General features: G+C 57.5%; 17 protein-coding genes. All 17 read right to left on the bottom strand.

The window, feature by feature from the left end:
* Positions 1–52: 52 nt before the first annotated feature.
* On the bottom strand, positions 53–1,885 hold the full coding sequence (gene glmS / locus IB245_RS17395) for a glutamine--fructose-6-phosphate transaminase (isomerizing) (RefSeq protein WP_008041429.1): 1,833 nt from the start codon (positions 1,883–1,885) through the stop codon (positions 53–55).
* A gap of 1 nt (position 1,886) precedes the next feature.
* Positions 1,887–2,663, bottom strand: coding sequence for a DeoR family transcriptional regulator (locus IB245_RS17390; protein WP_008027522.1), 777 nt, complete (start codon positions 2,661–2,663; stop codon positions 1,887–1,889).
* A 240-nt stretch (positions 2,664–2,903) separates the two neighbouring features.
* Positions 2,904–4,271 carry a bifunctional UDP-N-acetylglucosamine diphosphorylase/glucosamine-1-phosphate N-acetyltransferase GlmU gene (gene glmU / locus IB245_RS17385; protein WP_192228149.1) on the bottom strand — a complete coding sequence of 456 codons (1,368 nt, stop codon included), beginning with the start codon at positions 4,269–4,271 and terminating at the stop codon, positions 2,904–2,906.
* 116 nt (positions 4,272–4,387) lie between these two features.
* On the bottom strand, positions 4,388–4,813 hold the full coding sequence (locus IB245_RS17380) for a F0F1 ATP synthase subunit epsilon (RefSeq protein WP_007969909.1): 426 nt from the start codon (positions 4,811–4,813) through the stop codon (positions 4,388–4,390).
* A 45-nt stretch (positions 4,814–4,858) separates the two neighbouring features.
* Positions 4,859–6,238 (bottom strand): F0F1 ATP synthase subunit beta, encoded by a 1,380-nt coding sequence (gene atpD / locus IB245_RS17375; RefSeq protein ID WP_008027526.1) that lies wholly within the window; start codon positions 6,236–6,238, stop codon positions 4,859–4,861.
* 27 nt (positions 6,239–6,265) lie between these two features.
* On the bottom strand, positions 6,266–7,126 hold the full coding sequence (atpG, locus tag IB245_RS17370; protein WP_008027528.1) for a F0F1 ATP synthase subunit gamma: 861 nt from the start codon (positions 7,124–7,126) through the stop codon (positions 6,266–6,268).
* Positions 7,127–7,176: 50 nt separating this feature from the next.
* On the bottom strand, positions 7,177–8,721 hold the full coding sequence (gene atpA / locus IB245_RS17365) for a F0F1 ATP synthase subunit alpha (protein ID WP_008041439.1): 1,545 nt from the start codon (positions 8,719–8,721) through the stop codon (positions 7,177–7,179).
* A gap of 21 nt (positions 8,722–8,742) precedes the next feature.
* Positions 8,743–9,279, bottom strand: a complete 537-nt coding sequence (locus IB245_RS17360; RefSeq protein WP_008027533.1) for a F0F1 ATP synthase subunit delta — start codon at positions 9,277–9,279, stop codon at positions 8,743–8,745.
* 12 nt (positions 9,280–9,291) lie between these two features.
* The gene (locus IB245_RS17355; RefSeq protein ID WP_008027535.1) at positions 9,292–9,762 is read right to left on the bottom strand and encodes a F0F1 ATP synthase subunit B; all 471 of its coding nucleotides are present in this window, start codon (positions 9,760–9,762) and stop codon (positions 9,292–9,294) included.
* A 56-nt stretch (positions 9,763–9,818) separates the two neighbouring features.
* The gene (gene atpE, locus IB245_RS17350; protein WP_002555987.1) at positions 9,819–10,076 is read right to left on the bottom strand and encodes a F0F1 ATP synthase subunit C; all 258 of its coding nucleotides are present in this window, start codon (positions 10,074–10,076) and stop codon (positions 9,819–9,821) included.
* A 133-nt stretch (positions 10,077–10,209) separates the two neighbouring features.
* Positions 10,210–11,079, bottom strand: coding sequence for a F0F1 ATP synthase subunit A (gene atpB, locus IB245_RS17345; protein ID WP_008027537.1), 870 nt, complete (start codon positions 11,077–11,079; stop codon positions 10,210–10,212).
* 16 nt (positions 11,080–11,095) lie between these two features.
* Positions 11,096–11,503 carry a F0F1 ATP synthase subunit I gene (locus IB245_RS17340; protein WP_008027539.1) on the bottom strand — a complete coding sequence of 136 codons (408 nt, stop codon included), beginning with the start codon at positions 11,501–11,503 and terminating at the stop codon, positions 11,096–11,098.
* 148 nt (positions 11,504–11,651) lie between these two features.
* Positions 11,652–12,524, bottom strand: coding sequence for a ParB/RepB/Spo0J family partition protein (locus tag IB245_RS17335; protein ID WP_192228148.1), 873 nt, complete (start codon positions 12,522–12,524; stop codon positions 11,652–11,654).
* Between the two features lie 9 nt (positions 12,525–12,533).
* A complete protein-coding gene (locus tag IB245_RS17330) occupies positions 12,534–13,331 on the bottom strand; it encodes a ParA family protein (protein WP_008027543.1) in 798 nt (265 codons plus the stop codon).
* Between the two features lie 18 nt (positions 13,332–13,349).
* The gene (gene rsmG / locus IB245_RS17325) at positions 13,350–13,994 is read right to left on the bottom strand and encodes a 16S rRNA (guanine(527)-N(7))-methyltransferase RsmG (RefSeq protein WP_192228147.1); all 645 of its coding nucleotides are present in this window, start codon (positions 13,992–13,994) and stop codon (positions 13,350–13,352) included.
* Positions 13,991–15,889, bottom strand: a complete 1,899-nt coding sequence (gene mnmG, locus IB245_RS17320) for a tRNA uridine-5-carboxymethylaminomethyl(34) synthesis enzyme MnmG (protein WP_192228146.1) — start codon at positions 15,887–15,889, stop codon at positions 13,991–13,993. Before mnmG ends, rsmG begins: the two co-directional genes overlap by 4 nt.
* A 551-nt stretch (positions 15,890–16,440) precedes the next feature.
* Positions 16,441–17,811, bottom strand: a complete 1,371-nt coding sequence (mnmE, locus tag IB245_RS17315) for a tRNA uridine-5-carboxymethylaminomethyl(34) synthesis GTPase MnmE (protein WP_192228145.1) — start codon at positions 17,809–17,811, stop codon at positions 16,441–16,443.
* Between the last annotated feature and the right edge of the window lie 34 nt (positions 17,812–17,845).

The raw sequence follows: 17,845 nt of genomic DNA, 5'->3' as shown, positions 1-17,845 counted from the left end.
CAAGGTCCTGTGAACAACAGGAGCCCTGCCCCTCGATTCAGCTGTGGATAACTTATTCCACGGTGACTGACTTCGCCAGGTTGCGCGGCTGGTCAACGTCTGTGCCTTTCAACACCGCGACGTAGTACGACAGCAACTGCAGCGGGATGGTGTAGAGGATCGGCGACAGGATGTCGTGGATGTGCGGCATGTGCACAACGTGGGTGCCTTCGCCGTTGGTCATGCCGGCCTGTTCGTCTGCAAAGACGATCAGTTGGCCGCCACGGGCGCGCACTTCCTGGAGGTTGGACTTCAACTTCTCCAGCAGTTCGTTGTTGGGCGCCACGGTCACGACCGGCATGTCGTTATCCACAAGCGCCAACGGGCCGTGTTTCAGTTCGCCGGCCGGGTAGGCTTCAGCGTGGATGTAGGAGATTTCCTTAAGTTTCAGGGCTCCTTCCATCGCTACCGGGAATTGCGCGCCACGACCGAGGAACAGGGTGTGGTGTTTCTCGGCGAACAGCTCGGCGATTTTCTCCACCGTGCTGTCCATGGCCAGGGCTTCGCCCAGACGGGTAGGCAGGCGACGCAGTTCTTCGACCAGGGTGGCTTCGACGCCTTTGGCCAGGGTGCCGCGCACTTGACCGAGGGACAGCGTCAGCAACAGCAGGCCAACCAACTGAGTGGTGAAGGCTTTGGTCGAGGCCACGCCGATTTCGCGGCCGGCCTGGGTCAGCAAGGTCAGGTCGGACTCACGCACCAGCGAGCTGATGCCGACGTTGCAGATCGCCAGGCTGGCGAGGAAGCCCAGCTCCTTGGCGTTGCGCAGCGCGGCCAGGGTGTCGGCGGTTTCGCCGGACTGGGAAATGGTCACGAACAGGGTGTCGGGCTGCACCACGACTTTGCGATAGCGGAATTCACTGGCGACTTCGACCTGGCACGGGATGCCGGCCAGCTCTTCCAGCCAGTAACGGGCGACCATGCCGGCGTGGTAGCTGGTGCCGCAGGCGACGATCTGCACGTTGCGCACTTTGGCGAACAGCTCGGCAGCCTGTGGGCCGAAAGCTTGCACCAACACACCGTCCGGGCTCAGACGACCCTCGAGGGTACGCTGCACCACAGCCGGTTGTTCGTGGATTTCCTTGAGCATGAAGTGGCGGAACTCGCCCTTATCAGCCACGTCGGCACCGTCACGGTACTGCACGGTTTGACGCTCGACAACCTTGCCACTAACGTCCCAGATCTGCACGCTATCGCGACGAATTTCGGCGATATCGCCTTCTTCCAGGTACATGAAGCGGTCAGTGACCTGGCGCAGGGCCAATTGGTCGGAAGCGAGGAAGTTTTCACCCAGGCCAAGGCCGATCACCAACGGGCTGCCACTGCGAGCGGCGAGCAGACGATCCGGTTGCCGAGCGCTGATCACGGCCAGGCCGTAAGCACCGTGCAACTCTTTAACGGTGGCCTTGAGGGCCACGGTCAGGTCGTTCAGATCTTTGAGTTTGTGGTTCAGCAGGTGGGCGATGACTTCAGTGTCGGTGTCCGATGTGAACACGTAACCCAATGCCTTGAGTTGTTCGCGCAGGGCTTCGTAGTTCTCGATAATGCCGTTGTGCACCACCGCCAGATCACCAGAGAAATGCGGGTGAGCGTTGCGCTCGCACGGCGCACCGTGAGTGGCCCAGCGAGTGTGGGCGATGCCCAGGCGACCGGCCAGCGGCTCGGCTTCGAGCGCCAGTTCCAGCTCGCTGACTTTACCCGGACGACGCATGCGCTCGAGCTGTTGGTCATTGGTATAGACCGCCACACCGGCGCTGTCATAGCCACGGTATTCCAGGCGCTTGAGGCCTTCGAGGAGGATGGCAGTGATGTTACGTTCTGCGACTGCACCGACAATTCCACACATGCTATTTCTCCTGACTGACAGCCGCGCATATCAGCGTGATACCGCGGGCTTGTATCTGATCGCGTGCCTCCAGCGGCAGGCGATCATCGGTAATTAGGGTATGGACGCTGCTCCATGGCAGCTCCAGGTTGGGAATCTTGCGGCCTATCTTGTCGGACTCCACCATCACGATCACTTCACGGGCAACATCCGCCATGACGCGGCTGAGTCCCAGCAATTCATTGAAGGTGGTGGTACCGCGCACCAGGTCGATGCCGTCGGCACCGATGAACAACTGATCGAAATCGTAGGAGCGCAGCACTTGCTCGGCGACCTGCCCCTGGAAAGACTCGGAATGCGGGTCCCAGGTACCACCGGTCATCAGCAGCACCGGCTCATGCTCGAGTTCACTCAAGGCGTTGGCGACATGAAGCGAGTTGGTCATCACCACCAGGCCCGGCTGTTGACCGAGTTCCGGAATCATCGCTGCCGTGGTGCTGCCGCTGTCGATGATGATCCGGGCATGCTCGCGGATCCGCGCAACGGCAGCGCGGGCGATCGCCTGTTTGTACCTGGAAACCGGTTGCCCGATATCGGCGACCAGTTCCTGAGGCATGGTGATCGCACCGCCATACCGGCGCAACAAAAGACCATTGCTTTCGAGCGCCGCCAAGTCCTTGCGAATCGTAACTTCCGAGGTTTCGAAGCGCTTGGCCAGTTCATCAACACTGACTTCGCCCTGCTCATTGAGCAAGGCGAGGATATTGTGACGGCGTTGAGGTGTATTGCGCTTCGACATGACCTGGTAAGTTTCGATTCGAAAGATAACGGAAGCAATCAAAACCTATTGGCGAAACTTCGTCAAGCGCGAGGCGATAAAAAGGTCTGTGGATAAAAGCTTCGCGGGCAAGTCGGATCGCCGCACCGCTCGCTCCTACGGGATCGTAGTCAATCCACATAATGTGTACGACTTTATCTGTAGGAGCGAGGCTTGCCCGCGAAGGCGATCTAACGAACACCGCAGACGCCTGTGGATAACTCAGCTTTTCTTGATTTTCACTGGCCGTTTCCAGCCATCGATATTCTTCTGGCGTGCACGTCCGACGGCCAGTTGCTCTTTATCCACATTCTGCGTGATGGTCGATCCGGCCGCAGTGGTCGCACCGCTAGAGATATCCACAGGCGCCACCAACGAGTTGTTGGAACCGATGAACACATCCTCACCCAACACGGTTTTCCACTTGTTGGCACCGTCATAGTTGCACGTGATAGTGCCCGCACCGATGTTGGTGCGGGCGCCAATCTCGGCATCGCCCAGATACGCCAAGTGACCAGCCTTCGCGCCTTCACCCATGTGAGCGTTTTTCAGCTCGACAAAGTTACCCACATGCGCGCGAGCCTCCAGCACGGAGCCGGGACGCAGGCGCGCGAATGGACCGGCATCACTGCCTTCACCCATGATCGCGCCTTCGATATGGCTGTTCGCCTTGATCACCACACCTTTGCGCAAAGTGCTGTCCTTGATCACGCAGTTCGGGCCGATCACCACGTCATCTTCGATGACAACCTTGCCTTCGAGAATCACGTTGATGTCGATCAGCACATCGCGACCAACAGTGATGTCACCGCGGACATCGAAACGTGCCGGGTCGCGCAGGGTCACGCCCTGGGCCATCAAACGACGACCCGCGCGCAGTTGATAATGACGCTCGAGCTCGGAAAGCTGCTTGCGATCATTGGCGCCCTGCACTTCCATCGCATCGTGAGGCTGCTCGGTCGCCACCACCAGACCATCGCTGACTGCCATGGCAATCACGTCAGTCAGGTAGTACTCGCCCTGGGCGTTGTTGTTGGAGAGACGGCTCATCCAGCCGCCCAGTTGCGCGAACGGCAGCGCGAGAATACCGGTGTTGCCTTCAGTGATCGCACGCTCGGCTTCGTTGGCGTCTTTCTGCTCGACGATAGCCGTCACCTTGCCGGCAGCATCACGAACGATGCGGCCATAGCCGGTTGGATCATCCAGCTGAACGGTCAGCAAACCCAATTGCTGCGGCGCAACCTGCTTGAGCAAACGCTGAAGGGTCTCGACTTCGATCAACGGCACGTCGCCGTAAAGAATCAGGACGGTGTCGGACTCAATGAACGGCACTGCCTGAGCAACCGCGTGGCCAGTACCCAGCTGTTTGTCCTGCAGGACGAAATTCAGATCATCGGCTGCCAGTCGCTCACGTACGGCGTCGGCACCATGGCCAATCACCACGTGGATGCGCTGTGGATCAAGTTGCCGCGCGCTGTGGATAACATGGCCAAGCATCGAGTTGCCGGCAATCGGATGCAGGACTTTCGGCAGTGCCGAACGCATGCGAGTGCCTTGGCCGGCAGCGAGGATAACAATTTCAAGAGACATGACTGGCTACCAATCCTGGATGGTCAGCGGCTGCGACCAGGTTATGAAAATCGGAAAAGAAAAAAGGGTAGCCGAGGCTACCCTTTTTAATCAATCGCGCAACAAGTGATGGCCTGTTAGTGGCCAAACTTCTTGCGGATCTGCTGGACGGTGCGCAGCTGAGCTGCAGCCTCGGCCAGACGTGCGGCAGCAGAACCGTAATCGAATTCCGCGCCCCGCTCATGCAAGGCCTTCTCGGCAGCCTTAACGGCTTCCTGAGCGGAGGCTTCGTCCAGGTCGGCAGCTCGTTGCACGGTGTCGGCAAGAACCTTGACCATGTTCGGCTGAACCTCGAGGAAACCACCGGAGATGTAATACACCTCCTCTTCCCCGCCCTGCTTGACCAGGCGGATCGGGCCAGGCTTGAGATTAGTGATCAGCGGCGCGTGGCCCAGGGCGATACCAAGATCACCCAGTGCACCGTGCGCAATCACCATCTCGACCAGGCCGGAAAAGATTTCTCCTTCCGCGCTGACGATATCGCAATGGACTGTCATAGCCATCTGATTGCCTCAACCTAAATTAGCGCCCGTTGCCGGGCGCCGGGATTACAGTTTCTTGGCTTTCTCGATCGCTTCTTCGATGCCGCCGACCATGTAGAACGCTTGTTCTGGCAGGTGGTCGTAGTCACCGTTGAGGATGCCTTTGAAGCCAGCAATGGTGTCTTTCAGGGAAACGTATTTACCCGAGGCACCGGTGAAGACTTCAGCCACGAAGAACGGCTGCGACAAGAAGCGCTGGATCTTACGAGCACGGTTTACCAACTGCTTGTCGGCTTCCGACAGCTCGTCCATACCCAGGATCGCAATGATGTCCTTCAGTTCTTTGTAACGCTGCAGAACGTACTGTACACCGCGAGCGGTATCGTAGTGGTCCTGGCCGATTACGTTCGGGTCCAGCTGGCGCGAAGTCGAGTCGAGTGGATCGACCGCTGGGTAGATACCCAGGGAAGCGATGTCACGGGACAGAACGACGGTGGCGTCCAAGTGGGCGAAGGTGGTCGCTGGCGACGGGTCAGTCAAGTCATCCGCAGGTACGTATACCGCTTGGATCGAGGTGATCGAACCGTTTTTGGTCGAAGTGATACGCTCTTGCAGAGTACCCATCTCTTCGGCCAGGGTCGGCTGGTAACCTACTGCGGAAGGCATACGGCCCAGCAGTGCGGATACTTCAGTACCGGCCAGGGTGTAACGATAGATGTTGTCGACGAACAGCAGAACGTCGTTACCTTCGTCACGGAACTTCTCGGCCATGGTCAGGCCGGTCAGTGCTACGCGCAGACGGTTACCCGGCGGCTCGTTCATCTGACCGTAAACCAGTGCCACTTTGTCCAGAACGTTGGAGTCCTTCATCTCGTGGTAGAAGTCGTTACCCTCACGAGTACGCTCACCCACACCGGCGAACACGGAATAACCGCTGTGCTCGATGGCGATGTTACGGATCAGTTCCATCATGTTTACGGTTTTGCCTACACCGGCACCACCGAACAGACCAACTTTACCACCCTTGGCGAACGGGCAAACCAGGTCGATAACCTTGATGCCGGTTTCCAGCAGGTCGTTGCCGCCCGCTTGCTCAGCGAAGGTTGGCGCAGGACGGTGAATGCCCCAGCGCTCTTCGGTGGCGATCGGACCAGCTTCGTCGATCGGGTTGCCCAGTACGTCCATGATCCGGCCCAGAGTCGCTTTACCGACCGGTACGGAGATGGCTGCGCCAGAGTCGGTGACTTCCAGACCGCGCTTCAAGCCCTCGGTGGAACCCATCGCAATGGTACGAACCACGCCGTCGCCCAGCTGCTGCTGAACTTCGAGAGTGGTGCCTGCATCGCTTTTTACACTCAAAGCGTTGTAGATGCTCGGTACGCTGTCGCGTGGGAATTCCACGTCGATAACGGCGCCGATGATTTGAACGATACGTCCGCTACTCATAGCTGGATCCTCTGAATATTTGAACCGTTAAACCGCGGCAGCGCCGCCGACGATTTCCGAGATCTCTTGGGTGATCGCAGCCTGACGCGCCTTGTTGTAGACCAGCTGCAAATCGCTGATCAAATCACCGGCGTTGTCGGTAGCGTTCTTCATCGCGATCATCCGCGCAGCTTGTTCAGCCGCGTTGTTCTCGACCACCGCCTGGTAGACCTGCGACTCCACGTAACGGACCATCAAGCCGTCAAGCAGCTCTTTGGCGTCCGGTTCGTACAGATAATCCCAGTGGTGCTTGAGTCCTTGATCCGGGGTTGCCACCAGTGGAATCAACTGCTCCACGGTAGGCGTTTGCGTCATGGTGTTGATGAACTTGTTGGACACCACGGACAGGCGGTCAATACGGCCGTCCAGGTAGGCATCCAGCATCACCTTGACGCTGCCGATCAGGTCATTGATCGACGGCTCTTCACCCAGGTGGCTGATAGCTGCTACGACGTTACCGCCGAAGTTGCGGAAGAAAGCCGCACCCTTGCTACCAACAACACACAGATCAATCTCGACGCCGTTTTCGCGGTTTACCGCCATGTCCTTGACCAGAGCCTTGAACAGGTTGGTGTTCAAGCCACCACACAGACCACGGTCACTGCTCACCACGACATAACCAACACGCTTTACTTCACGGTCGATCATGAATGGGTGGCGATATTCCGGGTTAGCGTTGGCCAAATGGCCAATAACCTGGCGGATGCGCTCCGCGTAAGGACGGCTAGCAGCCATGCGCATTTGTGCCTTGCGCATTTTACTGACCGCCACTTTTTCCATGGCGCTGGTAATCTTTTGCGTGCTTTTGATGCTCGCAATCTTACTGCGAATCTCTTTTGCGCCTGCCATGTAACACCTATCAGGTTAGCAAGCGGGAGCCTTGCGGCTCCCGCTGCGGCTTACCAGGTTTGGGTGGCCTTGAACTTCTCGATACCGGCTTTCATGCCAGCGTCGATTTCGTCATTGAAGTCACCCTTCACGTTGATCTTCGCCATCAATTCGGCGTGATCGCGGTTGAAGAAAGCAATCAGCGCTTGTTCGAAGCTGCCGATCTTGGCGATTTCAACGTCAGTCAGGAACCCACGCTCAGCGGCATACAGCGACAGCGCCATGTCAGCGATCGACATTGGTGCGTATTGCTTCTGCTTCATCAGCTCGGTAACGCGCTGACCATGCTCAAGTTGCTTACGGGTCGCTTCGTCCAGGTCAGAAGCGAACTGGGCGAATGCCGCCAGTTCACGGTACTGAGCCAGAGCGGTACGGATACCACCGGAGAGCTTCTTGATGATCTTGGTCTGAGCGGCACCACCCACACGGGATACCGAAACACCGGCGTTCACAGCAGGACGGATCCCGGAGTTGAACATGGCCGATTCCAGGAAGATCTGACCGTCGGTGATGGAAATCACGTTGGTCGGAACGAACGCGGAAACGTCGCCAGCCTGGGTTTCAATGATCGGCAGTGCGGTCAGGGAACCGGTTTTGCCGGTCACTGCGCCGTTGGTGAACTTCTCTACGTATTCTTCCGAAACGCGGGATGCGCGCTCCAGCAGACGGGAGTGGAGATAGAACACGTCGCCTGGGTAAGCTTCACGGCCTGGTGGACGGCGCAGCAGCAGGGAAATCTGGCGGTAAGCCACTGCTTGCTTGGACAGATCGTCATAAACGATCAGCGCGTCTTCACCGCGGTCGCGGAAGAATTCACCCATGGTGCAACCGGAGTACGGTGCCAGGAATTGCAGTGCTGCAGATTCCGAAGCGCTCGCTGCCACGACGATGGTGTTAGCCAGTGCGCCGTTTTCTTCCAGCTTGCGAACCACGTTGGCGATGGTCGATTGTTTCTGACCGATCGCTACGTAGACGCAGAAAATGCCGCTGTTTTTCTGGTTGATGATCGCGTCGATCGCCAGAGCGGTTTTACCGATCTGACGGTCACCGATGATCAGCTCACGCTGGCCACGGCCGACAGGGATCATGGCATCGACAGCCTTGTAGCCAGTCTGTACAGGCTGGTCTACCGACTTACGCCAGATCACGCCTGGAGCAACTTTCTCGACCGCGTCGGTCTCGGTGTTGTTCAGCGGACCTTTGCCGTCAACTGGGTTACCCAGTGCGTCGACTACGCGACCCAGCAGTTCCTTACCAACCGGAACTTCGAGGATGCGGCCGGTGCACTTGGCGCTCATGCCTTCAGCCAGAGTCTGGTATGCGCCCAATACAACGGCACCTACAGAGTCTTGCTCCAGGTTGAGGGCCATACCGAAGACGCCGCCCGGAAACTCGATCATCTCGCCGTACATTACGTCGGCCAGACCGTGAATCCGCACGATACCGTCAGATACGCTGACGACAGTGCCTTCGTTACGGGCTTGGGAGGTCACATCGAGCTTGTCGATGCGGCCCTTGATAATTTCACTTATTTCGGAAGGATTGAGTTGCTGCATTGCTCTGCTGCCCCTTCAAACTCAAGATTTCAATGCTTCGGCAAGGCTCGCGAGTTTGCCGCGAACCGAGCCATCGATAACCAGGTCGCCGGCGCGGATGACAATGCCCCCAATAAGGGATTTGTCTTCCTCGACTTGCAGGCGCACTTCCCGGTTGAGTCGTGCACTGAGAACCTTGGCGAGTTTGTCTTGCTGTTCTTGGTTCAATGCAAAAGCACTGGTCACTTCAACGTCTACCGACTTCTCTTGTTCGGCCTTGTACAGGTCGAACAGAGCGGATATCTCCGGCAACAGCGGGAGACGGTCGTTTTCGGCAACGACGTTGATGAAGTTCTGTGCCTTGGCATCAAACTTGTCGCCGCACACGTCAATAAACGTGGCGGCCTTGTCTGCGCTCGTCAGTCGCGGGGCCTTGAGCACGCGCTGCATGGTGTCGTCTTGCGACACTGCTGCAGCCAGGCCGAGCATGGCTGACCAAGAGGCCAGTTGCTGGTGGGCCTGGGCGTGCTCGAAGGCTGCCTTAGCGTAAGGTCGGGCCAACGTGGTCAATTCTGCCATGATCGCCCTCGCTTAAATTTCAGCAGCCAGTTTGTTTACCAGCTCCGCGTGCGCGTTTTGATCGATTGTGGCACCCAGGATCTTCTCGGCGCCGCCAACGGCCAGTGCACCCAGTTGGGCACGCAGCGCGTCTTTGACACTGTTCAGTTCCTGCTCGATCTCGGCCTGAGCCTGAACCTTCACACGGTCAGCGTCGATACGGGCTTTTTCAACAGCCTCTTCAACGATCTGATTACCGCGTTTCTTGGCTTGCTCAATGATTTCAGCTGCCTGAGCCTTAGCTTCGCGCAGTTGTTGACCCGCTTTATCTTGGGCCAACTCCAGGTCGCGAGCTGCTCGGGCGGCAGCGTCCAGTCCATCCGCGATCTTCTTCTGACGTTCGTGCAAAGCCGCGATGACCGGAGGCCACACGAACTTCATGCAAAACAGTACAAAAATGAAGAACGCAACGGACTGGCCAATCAGGGTTGCATTAATGTTCACGCCAACACCTCGCTCGTTCGTTGCACATCAAACCAATCACTCGAAGGTTCGAGTGATTAGCCAGCGAGTTGACCAACGAATGGGTTCGCGAAGGTGAAGAACAGAGCGATACCAACACCGATCATGGTTACGGCGTCGAGCAGACCGGCAACGATGAACATTTTAACTTGCAGCATTGGAACCATTTCTGGCTGACGCGCTGCGCCTTCCAGGAACTTGCCGCCCAACAGGCCGAAACCAATTGCGGTACCCAGTGCGCCCAGGCCGATCAACAGTGCAACAGCGATAGCGGTTAGACCAACTACAGTTTCCATCTTTCCTCCCGACTTTTACGTCGTATGGTTTAGGTTTTTTAGATTTTAAAGCGGTAAAACAAATCGTTTCATAGCCCTGTTCGGGCCCCCACCCGTTTGATCGGGTGGGACATCAGACTAGTCGAGACTGGCCTTAATGGTTCTCTTCGTGCGCCATCGAAAGGTAAACGATGGTCAGCATCATGAAGATAAACGCCTGCAGGGTGATGATCAGGATGTGGAACACAGCCCACGCCCACTGCAGAACTACGCCCAGGCCGCTAAGCCAGAGCAGACCGCTGCCGAACATCACAGCAATCAGAATGAAGACCAGCTCGCCGGCGTACATGTTGCCGAACAGACGCAGTGCCAAGGAGATTGGCTTGGCTACCAGCGTCACGAACTCCAGCAGGAAGTTCACCGGAATCAGCAGGGCCTGAACGAAGATGTTCTTGCTGCCGAACGGGTGCAGGGTCAGCTCGCCGACGAAGCCGCCGATGCCCTTGACCTTGATGCTGTAGAAAATGATCAACGCGAACACCGACAGGGCCATGCCCAAGGTAGCGTTCGGGTCAGTGGTCGATACGGCACGGAACGGAATGTGCGCATCACCAGTGATCAGGATGGCCAGCTGAGGAATCCAGTCGACCGGGATCAGGTCGACGGCGTTCATCAGGAAGACCCAGACGAAGATGGTCAGTGCCAGCGGTGCAATCACCGGGCTACGGCCATGGAAGCTGTCTTTCACGCTGCCATCGACGAATTCGACCAATACTTCAACGAAGTTCTGCAAAGCACCAGGCTGACCGGAAGTCGCTTTCTTTGCCGCCATGCGGAAAAGAAGAACGAAGATCAGACCCAAAGCGACCGACCAGCCGAGGGTATCGACGTGGAAAGCCCAGAAGCCCATTTCTTTGGCTTCTGCTGCGGTGTGGGCAAAACCCCACCCGCCGGTTGGGTGCTGACCGAAGGTCAGGTTCTGCAAGTGGTGCTGGATATAGCCCGAAGCGGTTGTTTCTGCCATGGTTGCCTCAAACGCCCTAAGGTCTCGAAAGTCTTGTTCTCATCAGCAGGGGCGCGAACCAGCTGACCAGTTGGGTCAACACGAAGACGCCGAATACAGCTAGCGGCGCCAATGGCTTCACACCTGCAAACGTCAATGCAAAAAGCACTGCCGTCAAAATCAGTTTGCCCGCCTCGCCGGCATAAAAAGACCGGACGATGGCTTGAGCTGCTCGGGCGCCGGAAAACCGAAATGCCCTGTGAGCGAAATAAACATTGGGTAGCAAGGCTATCAGGCCTCCGCAGAGTCCTGAGTACCCGGCAACGACTCCGTGCCATTGCCACAGCGCCAAAGCGGCGATCAGCAACACGACAAACTGAGCCATCAACACCGGAAAAACTGCCAGGCGATGGAACGGCAAGCGGTTTGGCGTGCGGGTTTCCATCACTAATACTCCCCAATGGTCGGCTGCCAGAATTCAATAACTTGGCATAATTTGTGCCGACAAAATGCGCGCAGAGTATAGGGGCGGTTCTGCCCCTATTCAACTGTCAGGTAGTGATTTCCGACTGCACGCTACATGAGGAAATGTTTCAGCGAATGTGTGCGAGCACACCCTGAAGCTCATCGAGGGAGTTGTAACCAATGACCAACTGCCCTTTCCCCTTCTTTCCGTGTCGGATCTGCACCGCAGAGCCTAGGCGCTCAGCCAGACGCTGCTCGAGTCGGGCGATATCCGGGTCCGGTTTTACCGGTTCGGCAGGCTCCTGTTTGCCACTCAACCACTGGCGAACCAGTGCCTCAGTCTGGCGCACAGTCAGCCCCCGTGCGACAACATGTCGCGCCCCTTCAACCTGTTGATTCTCCGGCAAACCAAGCAAAGCACGGGCATGACCCATTTCCAGGTCACCGTGCGACAGCATGGTCTTGATAACTTCCGGCAACGAGATCAAGCGTAGCAGGTTGGCCACAGTCACGCGGGATTTGCCCACCGCTTCGGCCACTTGTTGCTGAGTCAGCTGGAATTCCTGCTGCAAACGCTGCAATGCCACCGCTTCTTCGATCGGATTGAGGTCTTCGCGCTGGATGTTCTCGATCAGCGCCATGGCGATGGCGGTTTCATCCGGCACATCGCGCACCATCGCCGGGATAGTTTCCTGGCCAGCCTGCTGGCTCGCACGCCAGCGACGTTCGCCGGCGATGATTTCGAAGCGGCCGCTACCGATCGGGCGAACCACGATCGGCTGCATCACGCCCTGGGCCTTGATCGATTGCGCCAGTTCTTCCAGCGCTTGCGGGTCCATGTCCCGACGCGGCTGGTACTTGCCGCGCTGGATCAGGTCCAGGGGCAAATGCTGCAGCTCACGCTGATCGGCTTGTACAGCCTGCTCTTCCAGCGAGCTGACGGTCGGACCGCTCAGCAGTGCATCCAGTCCACGTCCGAGACCTCGTTTCTTGACGGCCATGGGGATTCCTTAAGTTGCCTGAGCAGCGGCAGTGCGTGAATTTTTGCGCTGACGGCGAACCATCTCGCCGGCAAGTGCCAGATAGGCAATGGCGCCCCGCGAAGTCTTGTCGTAAGCCAGCGCCGGCATGCCATAGCTTGGCGCTTCGGCCAGGCGGATGTTACGCGGGATAACCGTGTCGTAGAGCTGCTCGCCGAAGTGTTCTTTCAACTGCGCCGATACGTCGTTCATCAGGCTCAGGCGCGGGTCATACATCGTGCGCAACAGGCCTTCGACTTTCAGGTTCGGGTTCAGCAGTTCTGCGATGCGCTTGATGTTATCCACAAGGTCGCTCAAGCCTTCGAGCGCAAAGTACTCGCACTGCATGGGGATAATTACCCCGTCAGCCGCGACCAAAGCGTTCAGCGTGAGCATCGACAGCGACGGCGGGCAGTCGATCAAAATGTAATCGTAGTTTTCACGGATCGGCGCCAGCGCGCTGCGCAGGCGGCTTTCCTTCATCTGCATTTCCAGCAGAACCACTTCGGCCGCGGTCAGGTCGCGGTTGGCCGGCAACAGCTGGTAACCACCGTGCTCGGAGAAGTGCATGGCCTGGGCCAGATCGCATTCGCCGATCAGCAAGTCGTAGACCGAGTTTTCCAGGCCGTGTTTATCCACACCGCTACCCATGGTGGCGTTGCCCTGTGGATCGAGATCGATCAACAGCACCCGGCGCTTGGTAGCAACCAGGGAAGCTGCGAGGTTGATGCAGGTGGTGGTTTTACCCACACCACCCTTTTGGTTCGCTATCGCGAATACCTTAGCCATTCTTGCTTGTGTTCCCAATCATGCCGTGCGGCGCAGTATCAGCAGATGGCGTTGGCCTTGGCAACCAGGTACGGCCAGGGCGTGTTCGCTATCGAGGTGGAAGTCTGCCGGCAATGCTACCAGCTCATCGGCCGGATGAACGCCCTTCATTGCCAGCCAACGTGTATCGGCGTTGCCAAGGTGGCGCGTCCAGTTGCTGAAGTTCTCCATGCTGCTGAACGCCCGGGAAATGATCCCGTTGAAAGGCTGTGCAGGCTGGAAGGCTTCGACGCGACTGTGGATAACTTGCAGGTTATCCAGTTTGAGTTCGAGTTTGACCTGGGTCAGGAAGCGGGTTTTCTTGCCGTTGCTGTCCAGGCAGGTCACTTGGGACTCTGGAAACAGGATTGCAAGTGGAATGCCCGGCATGCCGCCGCCACTGCCAACGTCCAGCCAGCGACCGTTTTCGATGAACGACATCACGCTCAAACTATCGAGCAGGTGACGCGAGACCATTTCGTCCGGATCGCGCACGGCGGTCAGGTTGTAGGCCTTGTTCCATTTGATCAACAGGGCCAGATAACCCAACAACTGCGCGTGCTGGGTTTCGGTCAATGTGACACCGAGCTGGCGAGCACCTGTGGATAACTCTTCGGCGTGTTGCGAGGTGACCAACGAACTCAAGCGCTTTGCTCCAACTGACGGCCCGCGCCGCGTTTTTTCAAATGAATCATCAACAGCGAAATGGCTGCCGGTGTAACACCCGGAATGCGTGACGCCTGGCCCAGTGTTTCTGGACGGGTCGCACCGAGCTTGCTCTGGATCTCTTTGGAGAGACCGGAAATGTTCGTGTAATCGATATCCACAGGCAGTTTCGTGTCTTCGCTCGCCCGCAGACGCGCGATTTCATCTTGCTGACGATCGATATAACCGGCGTATTTGGTCTTGATTTCGACCTGCTCGGCGACTTGTGGATCTTCTGCGCCCCCGCCAGTCACGGCGATCAGACCAGCGTAGTCGATTTCCGGACGGCTCAAGAGGTTGAGCAGGTTGTATTCGTGAGTCAGCGGCGTGCCGAATTTCTCGGATATCGCATCGCCCTGCTCAGTGCCGGGGCGAACCCAGGTACTTTTCAGGCGCTGCTCTTCCAGCGCGATGCTTTCGCGTTTGGTGCAGAACGCCGCCCAACGCGCGTCATCCACCAGACCCAGCTCGCGACCTTTTTCGGTCAGGCGCAGGTCCGCGTTGTCTTCACGCAAGATCAGACGGTACTCGGCGCGGGATGTGAACATCCGGTATGGCTCTTGAGTTCCAAGGGTAATCAGGTCGTCAACCAACACGCCGATGTACGCCTCGTCGCGACGCGGGCACCAGGCGTCTTTGCCTTGCGCACGCAGTGCAGCGTTGGCCCCGGCCAGCAAACCCTGGGCGCCGGCTTCTTCGTAACCGGTGGTGCCATTGATTTGCCCGGCGAAGAACAGACCGCCGATAACTTTGGTTTCCAGGCTGTACTTCAGGTCACGCGGATCGAAATAGTCGTACTCGATGGCGTAGCCCGGACGCACGATGTGCGCGTTTTCCATGCCGCGAATCGATTGCACGATCTGCAATTGCACGTCGAACGGCAGGGATGTGGATATCCCGTTCGGGTACAGCTCGTGAGTGGTCAAACCTTCCGGTTCGATGAAGACCTGGTGGCTTTCCTTGTCGGCAAAGCGGTTGATCTTGTCTTCGATCGACGGGCAGTAACGCGGGCCGATACCTTCGATCAACCCTGCATCGGAATACATCGGCGAACGGTCGAGGTTCGCTGCGATGATTTCGTGGGTCCGGGCGTTGGTGTGGGTAATCCAGCAGCTGACCTGTTTCGGATGCTGCTCTTTGGAACCCATGAACGACATCACCGGGATCGGCGTATCACCTGCTTGCTCGGTCATCACCGAGAAATCCACAGACCGACCGTCGATACGCGGCGGCGTACCGGTTTTCAATCGGCCAACACGCAGTGGCAATTCGCGCAGACGGCGAGCCAGGGCGATCGACGGCGGATCACCGGCACGACCACCGGAATAATTCTGCATTCCGATGTGGATAAGTCCACCGAGGAAGGTGCCAGTGGTCAACACCACGGAGTCAGCGAAGAAACGCAGGCCCATTTGGGTGACAACACCGCGCACTTGTTCTTGTTCAACGATCAGGTCATCAGCCGCTTGTTGAAATATCCACAGGTTCGGCTGGTTTTCCAGTGCTTCGCGGACAGCGGCCTTGTACAGAACCCGGTCTGCCTGGGCGCGGGTTGCACGCACGGCCGGGCCTTTGCGGCTGTTCAACACGCGAAACTGAATGCCGCCTTTATCGGTAGCCATGGCCATCGCGCCGCCGAGGGCATCGATTTCTTTTACCAGGTGGCTTTTGCCGATCCCGCCGATGGCCGGGTTGCAACTCATGGCACCGAGGGTTTCCACGTTATGCGTCAGCAACAGGGTTTTTGCCCCCATACGTGCTGAGGCCAGTGCTGCCTCGGTACCGGCATGACCGCCGCCGATGACGATCACTTCAAAACGGGAAGGGAAATCCACCACGCACCTCGTGCCTGCTTAAGTAGGTAATTCAGGAATAGTTTGAGCTCAGGTTTTTGGACCTGGTCGACAAGTATAGGGACTTCGCCCTTCCTAAAGAACCCTTTGCACAAAATTTAACCAGCTGTGGAGAAGTCGGGGTTATAGAAATTAAAAAGAAAGAAATTTATTAAATCTTTGTTTTTATGTTTATTTCTACTGAGCACCATTTCTGTGGATAGATTCGTACAGCCCTTTGTTTTCAATATGTACAGAGAATCAAAACCCTGTGGTCATGTGCCAATGAGGCCCTTGGATAACCGGTGTAAGCCTGTGGATGAAAGGGGTGGTTATCCACAGAGGCGGTTATCTTCAGTTTTGAGGCCCTGTTATCAACTGCCCTTAGCGGCAGTTATTCACAGGGCTTAATCCACAGAAAAGCGCCGATTGATCAAATCCCGGGCGCAGAAAATCCGCCCAGGCAGAAAGAATCTGCTCGGCACTGGAGGCAATTCAGGAAAAGGGGTGAGAACAGACAGGCGCGAATGGCCTGTCTGTGGACAACGATAGGGCTATTTGCCGATACAGAAACTGGAAAAGATCCGTCCCAGCAGATCGTCGGAGCTGAATGCACCGGTGATCTCGCCCAAGGCATGTTGAGCCTGGCGCAAATCTTCGGCCAGTAGCTCTCCGGCACCCGCCAGAGTCAGCTGCGCACGGCCGTGCTCGAGGGATGCACTGGCATGACGCAACGCCTCAAGGTGACGCCTGCGAGCACTGAAGCTGCTTTCCGACGTCTGCTCATAGCCCATACAGGCCTTGAGATGATCACGCAGCAGTTCCAGGCCTTCGCCGGCCGACTTGGCACTCAGGCTGATGGTCACATGGCCATCCTCACTGACTTCCAGGGCAATTGCTTCGCCCGTGAGGTCGGCCTTGTTACGGATCAACGTGACTTTCGCCGGATCCGGGCGGGTTTCCAGGAACTCTGGCCACAACGCAAACGGATCAAGCGCTTCCGGTGCAGTGGCATCGACCACCAACAGCACTCGATCAGCTTCACTAATGGCTTTCAACGCCCGTTCAACACCGATTTTTTCCACATGGTCATCGGTATCTCGCAGACCAGCGGTATCCACCACGTGAAGCGGCATGCCATCGATGTGGATATGTTCGCGCAAAATGTCACGGGTGGTGCCGGCAATCTCGGTCACGATCGCTGCTTCACGACCCGCCAGTGCGTTGAGCAAACTGGATTTACCGGCATTTGGCCGACCGGCGATCACCACCGTCATGCCGTCACGCAGCAACGCACCCTGCCCGGCTTCGCGCAGCACGGTGGATAACTCTTCCCTGACTTTGTCGAGCATGCTCAGTACATGGCCATCGGCAAGGAAGTCGATTTCTTCTTCCGGGAAGTCGATGGCCGCTTCTACATAAATCCGCAGGCCGATCAGTTGCTCGGTCAGGTTATGCACACGATCGGAAAATGCCCCCTGCAAGGAGCGCAATGCATTGCGGGCGGCCTGTGCAGAACTGGCCTCGATCAGGTCGGCGATTGCTTCGGCCTGTGCCAGGTCGAGTTTGTCATTGAGGAACGCACGCTCGCTGAATTCACCTGGTCGTGCCAGACGGCACCCCAGTTCAAGGCATCGCTTGAGCAGCATGTCGAGAACAATCGGGCCGCCATGGCCCTGGAGTTCCAGCACGTCTTCGCCGGTGAACGAGTTCGGGCCCGGAAAATACAAGGCAATGCCCTGGTCCAGCACCTCTTCGTTTTGATCGAAAAACGGGCCGTAGTGGGCGAATCGCGGCTTGAGTTCACGACCGCTGAAGGCCTTGGCCGCAACGCTCGCCAGTGGCCCGGAAATACGGACGATGCCTACGCCGCCACGACCTTGAGCGGTGGCGACGGCGGCGATGGTTTCACGAGGAGCGCTCATAAACCGGTATCCAGACAAAAGTGACAGATAGCAA

The organism is Pseudomonas sp. PDM02 (assembly GCF_014852285.1).
Lineage (GTDB): Bacteria > Pseudomonadota > Gammaproteobacteria > Pseudomonadales > Pseudomonadaceae > Aquipseudomonas > Aquipseudomonas migulae.
This window is presented reverse-complemented; position numbering and strand designations above follow the sequence as displayed.

Bases quoted from the DNA above. Each gene is read 5' to 3' on its own strand.
- glmS (WP_008041429.1), bottom strand. From the start codon at position 1,885: ATGTGTGGAATTGTCGGTGCAGTCGCAGAACGTAACATCACTGCCATC.
- IB245_RS17390 (WP_008027522.1), bottom strand. From the start codon at position 2,663: ATGTCGAAGCGCAATACACCTCAACGCCGTCACAATATCCTCGCCTTG.
- glmU (WP_192228149.1), bottom strand. From the start codon at position 4,271: ATGTCTCTTGAAATTGTTATCCTCGCTGCCGGCCAAGGCACTCGCATG.
- IB245_RS17380 (WP_007969909.1), bottom strand. From the start codon at position 4,813: ATGGCTATGACAGTCCATTGCGATATCGTCAGCGCGGAAGGAGAAATC.
- atpD (WP_008027526.1), bottom strand. From the start codon at position 6,238: ATGAGTAGCGGACGTATCGTTCAAATCATCGGCGCCGTTATCGACGTG.
- atpG (WP_008027528.1), bottom strand. From the start codon at position 7,126: ATGGCAGGCGCAAAAGAGATTCGCAGTAAGATTGCGAGCATCAAAAGC.
- atpA (WP_008041439.1), bottom strand. From the start codon at position 8,721: ATGCAGCAACTCAATCCTTCCGAAATAAGTGAAATTATCAAGGGCCGC.
- IB245_RS17360 (WP_008027533.1), bottom strand. From the start codon at position 9,279: ATGGCAGAATTGACCACGTTGGCCCGACCTTACGCTAAGGCAGCCTTC.
- atpE (WP_002555987.1), bottom strand. From the start codon at position 10,076: ATGGAAACTGTAGTTGGTCTAACCGCTATCGCTGTTGCACTGTTGATC.
- atpB (WP_008027537.1), bottom strand. From the start codon at position 11,079: ATGGCAGAAACAACCGCTTCGGGCTATATCCAGCACCACTTGCAGAAC.
- IB245_RS17340 (WP_008027539.1), bottom strand. From the start codon at position 11,503: ATGGAAACCCGCACGCCAAACCGCTTGCCGTTCCATCGCCTGGCAGTT.
- IB245_RS17335 (WP_192228148.1), bottom strand. From the start codon at position 12,524: ATGGCCGTCAAGAAACGAGGTCTCGGACGTGGACTGGATGCACTGCTG.
- IB245_RS17330 (WP_008027543.1), bottom strand. From the start codon at position 13,331: ATGGCTAAGGTATTCGCGATAGCGAACCAAAAGGGTGGTGTGGGTAAA.
- mnmE (WP_192228145.1), bottom strand. From the start codon at position 17,811: ATGAGCGCTCCTCGTGAAACCATCGCCGCCGTCGCCACCGCTCAAGGT.